This is a genomic window from Streptomyces solincola (genome assembly GCF_002982015.1).
Taxonomy (GTDB): domain Bacteria; phylum Actinomycetota; class Actinomycetes; order Streptomycetales; family Streptomycetaceae; genus Streptomyces; species Streptomyces solincola.
This window is the reverse complement of sequence record NZ_PVLV01000059.1, coordinates 1-6497: the sequence shown is the minus strand read 5'-3', so window position 1 is coordinate 6497 and position 6497 is coordinate 1. Positions and strand designations below refer to the sequence as shown.

The window sequence follows — 6497 nt, the reverse complement described above, 5'->3', positions numbered from 1 at the left end:
GCACGAACGCCTCCGCCGCCCCGGCCGTCAGCAGCACCCGGGCGGTCGCCCAGCGGCACGGGCTGCCGACCGCCCGGGTGCTGCTGACGGCCGGGGCGGCGGAGGCGTTCGTGCTGCTGGCGCGGGCGCTGCCGGTGCGCCGGCCGCTGGTGGTGCACCCGCAGTTCACCGAGCCGGAGGCCGCGCTGCGGGACGCCGGGCACGAGGTGCGGCGGGTGCTGCTGCGCGAGGAGGAAGGTTTCCGCCTGGACCCGGCGGCGGTGCCCGAGGACGCCGACCTGGTGGTGGTGGGCAACCCGACCAACCCCACCTCGGTGCTGCACCCGGCGGACACCCTGGCCAGACTGGCCCGGCCGGGGCGGACCCTGGTGGTGGACGAGGCGTTCCTGGACGCGGTGCCCGGCGAGCGGGAGGCGCTGGCCGGGCGGACCGACGTGCCGGGTCTGGTGGTGCTGCGCAGTCTGACCAAGACCTGGGGCCTGGCGGGGCTGCGGATCGGCTACGTCCTGGCGGACCCGGTGACGGTGGCCGCGCTGGAGCGGGCGCAGCCGCTGTGGCCGGTGTCCACGCCCGCGCTGGCGGCGGCCGAGGCGTGCATGACCCGCCGGGCGCTGGCCGAGGCGGCGGACGCGGCCCGCCGGGTGGCCCGCGACCGGGCCCATCTGCTGGCCGGGCTGGCGGAGTTCGAGGAGGTGACGACGGTGGAGGCGGCCGAGGGGCCGTTCGTGCTGGTGCGCATCGAGGGCGCGGACGTGGTGCGCGAACGGCTGCGCACGCTGGGCTTCGCGGCCCGGCGCGGCGACACCTTCCCCGGCCTGGGCCCCCAGTGGCTGCGGCTGGCGGTCCGCGACCGGGTCACCACCAACCGCTTCCTCCAGGCGCTGGACCAGGCGCTGGTGATGGCCGGCCGCTGAGCCGCCGGCCGGGGATCCGGCTCAGTCCCGGTGCGCGCGGGTGCGGCGGGTGAGGGCGAGGGCGCCGCCGCCGGCCGCGAGCAGCGCGATCGCGCCGCCGGCCAGGTAGGGGGTCGTCGAACTGCCGCCGGTCGCGGCCAGGTCGGGCTGCTCCGGCTCGGCGCCGGTCTGCGGCTCGGGGTCGGCGGGCTCCGGTGCGGCCGGCTCGGGGTCGGGCGCGGCGGCCGCCGGGGCCTTCGGCGTCTCGCAGGTGGCTTCCGCGAGCACCACGGAGCCGGTCACCTTGGCGACGTTCAGCTTCAGCGGGTCGACGGCGACGTCGAGGGAGAGGGCGGTCGCGGCGGCGGTACGGGTGGTGGTGGCGGTCTTGGAGAGCTGGAGGGTGACCTCGCCGACGCCGGGGACCGCGACGCGGGTGGGGCCGCCGGCGCTCAGGGTGGTCCGCTTGCCGAGCACGGTGACGCCGCCGAGGACGTTGGCCTCGGCCACCGGCTGCCTGCCCGTCTCGCACCGGGCGCGGGAGGTGACCTGCTCGACGTGCAGCAGCGGGAGCAGCGGCAGGCCGGGGACGTGCAGCCGGGCGTCGGCCAGTTCGGTGCGGCCCTCGGCGCGGCGCTCGTCGACGGTGGCGGAGGCGGTGGCCGCGTCGGCCCGCAGCACCTGGACGGGCCGCCCCTGGTCGACGCCGTCCAGGGTGACGGTCAGGGCGGTCTTGTCGGCGCTGGCGGGGGCCTGGACCTCGTTGAGGGTGGCCGTCAGCGGCACCCGCACGGCGCCGCCGAGCAGGGCGGTGTCGAGGTCGGTGCGCAGGACGGCGGCGCCGGCCTTCCCCTCGCCGCCGCCGGTGGCGTACGCCGTGGGCGCGGCGAGCGCGAGCGGGCCGGCGGTGAACGCCAGTGCGGTGACCGCGGCGGCGGTGCGGCGGGCGGCGGGCAGCCGGAAGGTGTCGCTGTTCACGGGTGGGACTCCCAGGTGACGATCAGCAGGGCAGGGGTCGCACACGCCGGCTCGCGGGGACACGCGTCCGGCGGCGACCGGGACACCCGGATTGTTTATGCCTGGAGAGTGAACCGGCGTACGCCTGAGGTCAGTTCACCCGGAAGAATGGTTTCCGTGAGCGCTTTCGATTTCCGCGCGCCCCGGCGGGCGCGACCGGCCGCCGCGCGACCGGGCTCTACCGGATCACCCGCCCGTTGACGATGACGCGGTGGGGCGCGGCGAGTACGCGGACGTCGGCGCGCGGGTCTTCGGGGTAGACGACCAGGTCGGCGGGGGCGCCCTCGTCCAGGGCGGGGCGGCCCAGCCAGCTCCTGGCGGCCCAGGTGGTGGCCGCGAGGGCGTCCAGCGGCGGGATGCCGGCGGTGACCAGTTCGGCGACCTCGGCGGCGACCAGTCCGTGCGCCAGCGAGCCGCCCGCGTCGGTGCCGACGAAGACCGGGACGCCGGCGTCGTAGGCGGCGCGCACGGTGTCGTAGCGGCGCTCGTGCAGCCGCCGCATATGGTCCGACCAGCGCGGGAACTTCGCCTCGCCGGAGTCCGCGAGCCCCGGGAAGGTCGCGATGTTGACCAGGGTCGGCACGATGGCCACACCACGCTCGGCGAACAGCGGGATGGTCTCCTCGGTCAGCCCGGTGGCGTGCTCGACGCAGTCGATGCCGGCCTCCACCAGGTCCCGCAGCGAGTCCTCGGCGAAGCAGTGCGCGGTGACCCGGGCGCCGAGCCGGTGCGCCTCCGCGATGGCGGCCTCGACCTCGGCGCGCGGCCAGCACGCGGCGAGGTCGCCGACGCCCCGGTCCAGCCAGTCGCCGACCAGCTTGACCCAGCCGTCCCCGCGCCGGGCCTCCCGTCCCACGTAGGCGACCAGGTCCGCCGGCTCGATCTCGTGCGCGTAGTTGCGGATGTACCGCTTGGTGCGGGCGATGTGCCGGCCGGCCCGGATGATCTTCGGCAGGTCGTCGCGGTCGTCGATCCAGCGGGTGTCGGCCGCCGAGCCGGCGTCCCGGATCAGCAGGGTGCCGGCGTCCCGGTCGGTGAGCGCCTGCTGCTCGCTGGTCGCCGCGTCCACCGCGCCGTGCGCGTCCAGCCCGACGTGGCAGTGCGCGTCCACCAGGCCGGGCAGCGCCCAGCCGCGCACCGTCACCGTCTCGACGCCGGCCGGCGGGCGCTCCCAGGTGATCCGGCCGTCCACCGCCCACACCTCGTCGCGCACGTCCTCCCGCCCGGCCAGGACCCGTCCCGTCACATGCAGCACCGCGCTCATGGCCGCACTCTACGAGGGCGGCGGGCGGCCGCGACAGGCCCGCCGGACCACGCTGGGTAGGCTCGGGCCTGCGGCCGTGCCCGAACCGGCGGTCCGGGACCGCTGCCGCACACCGGCCGTCCCGGACCGGCTGCCCCGCACGGGCGGCCCGCCGCGGGCGGTCCGGTCCCGGCGGCCCGTCGCGGGCGGTCCGGTCCCGGCGGTGGCCGGCCGCCCCACGCCCCGCCCCAGGCCCCGAACAGGAAGAGCACGCCGTGACCCACCCCCTGCTGGACCTCGCCCCGCTGACCGCCGCGCGCTTCGCGGCCGTCGAACGCCGGGTCGCCGCGCTGCTGGAGACCGGCAACGACGTGGTGATCACCCAGGGGGAGGCGCTGCTGCCGCTGGAGGGCTGCATCCGCTCCGGCGCCCGCCCCGGCTCGACCGCGCTGAACGTCGTCACCGGCCCCTACGGCCAGACCTTCGGAGGGTGGCTGCGGGACTGCGGCGCCGAGGTGGTGGACCTGGAGGTGCCCTACGACACGGCGGTCACCGCCGCGCAGGTGGCGGAGGCGCTGGCGGCCCGCCCGGAGATCGACTTCGTCTCGCTGGTGCACGCCGAGGCGGCCACCGGGAACACCAACCCGGTCGCCGAGATCGGCGAGGCGGTCCGGGCGCACGGGGCGCTGTTCATGCTGGACGCGGTCGCCTCGGTGGCCGCCGAGCCGCTGCGCACCGACGCCTGGGGCGTGGACCTGTGCGTGATCGGGGCGCAGAAGGCGATGGGCGGTCCGGCGGGCGTGTCCGCGGTGTCGGTGAGCGAGCGGGCCTGGGAGCGGTTCGCCGCCAACCCGGGCGCGCCCCGCCGCTCGTACCTCTCCCTGCTGGACTGGAAGCAGCGGTGGATCGACGCGGGCCGCCGCGCCCTGCCGCACGCCCCGGCGCAACTGGAGATGCTGGCGCTGGAGGCCTGCCTGGACCGGATCGAGGCGGACGGCCTGAAGACGGTGACGGCCCGGCACGCCTCGGCCGCGGCGGCGACGCGCGCGGGGGCGGCGGCGCTCGGCGGCGGGCTGGCGCCGTACGTCCGCGAGGCCCGGGACGCGGCCCCGGTCGCCACCACCCTGCGCACCCCGGCCGGCGTGGACGCCTCCGCGCTGGTGGCCCGCGCGCTGGCCGCCGATCCGGGACTGCCGCTGGCGGCGGGCGGCGGGGCGCTGGCCGCGGAGATGATCCGGGTGAACCACTACGGGCCGGACGCCGCCCCCGGCACCGTGCTGTCCTCGCTGACCGCCCTCGGCGCCGCGCTCGCCGAGACCGGCGCACCCGTCGACCTGCTCGCCGCCCGCCGGGCCGCCACGGAGGCGTGGACGGGCTGAGCGCCCCGGCCGGCGAAGGCTCCTCCCCCGGTCGCGTGAGCGGGCCGGGCCCCCGGCGTCAGCGCCTGGCCGCCAGGACGGCGTCCGGGCGCGGTCAGCTCCGGGTGCAGGCGCGGGCGGCCTCGCCCGCCGCGGCGGCGCGGGCGGCGGCCGCGGTGGCCGTCTCGGTGGCGGCCAGCGCCTCCAGCAGCACCCGGACCGCCGGGGCGGGCGGCCGGTCGGCGGGGACGGCCAGCGAGACCGGGGTGGTGAGGTCGGGCAGCGTACGGAAGACCACGCCCGGCATACCGCTGCGGGGCAGCCCGGCGGGGTAGGGCGAGCCCACCGGGTGGAACAGCGTCCAGGACGGCTCGGGCGCGGCGGCCAGCGCGGCCAGGGTCTCCGGGAGCGTGGTGAACGGCGGTCCGGGCGTCCACCCGGGCAGCGCGCCGGTGACCAGGTCGTGGAAGGCCGGGTTGGCGGCGCGCGGGGCGAGCCGCAGCGGCAGCCCGGCCAGGGTGGCCGGGCTGGGGTGCTCCGCGGCGGCGAGCGGGTGGCCCGCGGGCAGCGCGGCGATCAGCGGCTCGGCCCACAGCGGGTGGAGCAGCACTCCCTCGGCGGCGCGCACCGTGCGGACCAGCGCCGCGTCGAAGGTGCCGGAGCGCACGGCGGCCAGCCGGGCCTCCTGCGGCGCGCGCTCCAGGCGCACCCGCAGCCCGCGGTGGCGGGTGGTGAGCCGGTCCAGCGCGCGGTACACCCGGTCGGCGAAGGCGCGCGCGGTGCCCAGCCGCACCAGGCCCTCGGTGCCGGCGGCGACGCCGGTGGCGGTGGTCCGCAGCCGGGCGGCCGCGGCGAGCACCGCCCGGGCCTCGGGCAGCAGCCGCTCACCCGCCGGGGTGAGCCGGGTGCGGCGTTCGCGGGCGCCCTCCGCTTCCCGGCCGGCCGGGCCGGCCCGGTCCAGCAGCCGCAGCCCGAGCTCCCGCTCCAGCGCGGCGGCCGCGGCGTCGACCGCGGCCGGGGGCCGGCCGAGCCGGGCGGCGGCCCGCTCCAGCGCGCCCTCCTCTGCCAGGGCGACGAAACTCTCAAGCTGTCGCAGCTCCACGCGGTCCCCGCCCTCACTCGTCCGTCGCCGTCCCGTCACTGTGCTGTACGTGTCCGGGACGCCGGGTGTTCCCGGACTCGCCTGCCGTTCGTACGGAGTTCACCGCGGAGTCCTGTGGACACCTCCGAAGGGACCGGTCCGGAGGGCGGCCGCCACGGGCGGGGCGCGGGCACGGTCGCGCGGGACGCGCCAGCCGCGCCCGGAATTCCCGCCCGGGAGCGGAAAGCGGCCGGGCGCGGATGGCGCGCCGGAGAACACGCGGGTGCGAGGGGCTTCCCATCACCCCCTTCGCGGCGCATTATCGAAGTCGACGGACTCAATTGTACAGCGCGATATTCACCTGACAAAAAGCATTCACACAAGGCGACAGTTCGCCAGATGCTTCTGCCCCATTCTCGGGCGGCCAAACCTCCTCAATCATCAAGGGATATCCTGGGCGATTCGGACGCGTCTCCAGTCGTTACCGACATGTGATCGACTCCACATTGCGCCCGATTCGCCCGGTTATATCCGGGCAAACCACCACGTGAGTGAGGTGCGGCCGCCGGGCGGTCGCGCCTGCGCGATAACACACATGCCCCTTCCACCCAACCCCTTTGCCCGATGCATTTTCCAGAATCGCTGGGTAAGTTCCAACGGCATGACCGCCGCACCAGCAGACCTTGCACGTGCCCGAAACGAATTCGACCGGACGACCGCCGAGCCGGCCATAGCCATCGAGCCCCCGCGAGTGGAGGACGGAGCCGCGATCTGGCGTATCGCCCGCGACTCCAAGGTCTTGGACCTGAACTCCTCCTACAGCTACCTGCTGTGGTGCCGTGACTTCGCCGCCACCTCCCTGGTGGCGGCGAAGTCACGGCACCACAGCAGGTAGCTGTAGGAGG

Annotated in this window: 5 protein-coding genes and 1 pseudogene; 3 read left to right on the top strand and 3 right to left on the bottom strand. The window is 76.9% G+C overall.

Annotated features, from left to right (window positions below; all coding sequences use genetic code 11):
- On the top strand, positions 1 to 914 hold a 914-nt coding region (gene cobC, locus C6N75_RS04420; RefSeq protein WP_105867515.1), incomplete at its 5' end, for an Rv2231c family pyridoxal phosphate-dependent protein CobC.
- A 21-nt stretch (positions 915 to 935) separates the two neighbouring features.
- Here the strand turns inward: cobC and C6N75_RS04415 are convergent.
- Together C6N75_RS04415 and C6N75_RS04410 are read right to left on the bottom strand one after the other, a co-directional pair.
- Complete coding sequence (locus tag C6N75_RS04415) at positions 936 to 1871, bottom strand: SCO1860 family LAETG-anchored protein (protein WP_105867514.1); 936 nt, start codon at positions 1869 to 1871, stop codon at positions 936 to 938.
- Between the two features lie 217 nt (positions 1872 to 2088).
- Positions 2089 to 3174, bottom strand: coding sequence for an amidohydrolase family protein (locus tag C6N75_RS04410; RefSeq protein WP_105867513.1), 1086 nt, complete (start codon positions 3172 to 3174; stop codon positions 2089 to 2091).
- Positions 3175 to 3428: 254 nt separating this feature from the next.
- Here C6N75_RS04410 and C6N75_RS04405 point away from each other — a divergent pair, with 254 nt between their 5' ends.
- Positions 3429 to 4532: a pyridoxal-phosphate-dependent aminotransferase family protein gene (locus tag C6N75_RS04405; protein ID WP_105867512.1), complete on the top strand. Its 1104-nt coding sequence runs from the start codon at positions 3429 to 3431 to the stop codon at positions 4530 to 4532.
- Positions 4533 to 4626: 94 nt separating this feature from the next.
- On the opposite strand, the gene C6N75_RS04400 is transcribed toward C6N75_RS04405, so the two are convergent.
- A complete protein-coding gene (locus C6N75_RS04400; protein ID WP_105867511.1) occupies positions 4627 to 5613 on the bottom strand; it encodes a LysR family transcriptional regulator in 987 nt (328 codons plus the stop codon).
- A 640-nt stretch (positions 5614 to 6253) separates the two neighbouring features.
- Between C6N75_RS04400 and C6N75_RS04395 the strand changes: the two are divergent.
- Positions 6254 to 6460: pseudogene (locus tag C6N75_RS04395) on the top strand (diaminobutyrate acetyltransferase); the annotation flags it as partial.
- Between the last annotated feature and the right edge of the window lie 37 nt (positions 6461 to 6497).

Bases quoted from the DNA above. Each gene is read 5' to 3' on its own strand.
- C6N75_RS04410 (WP_105867513.1), bottom strand. From the start codon at position 3,174: ATGAGCGCGGTGCTGCATGTGACGGGACGGGTCCTGGCCGGGCGGGAG.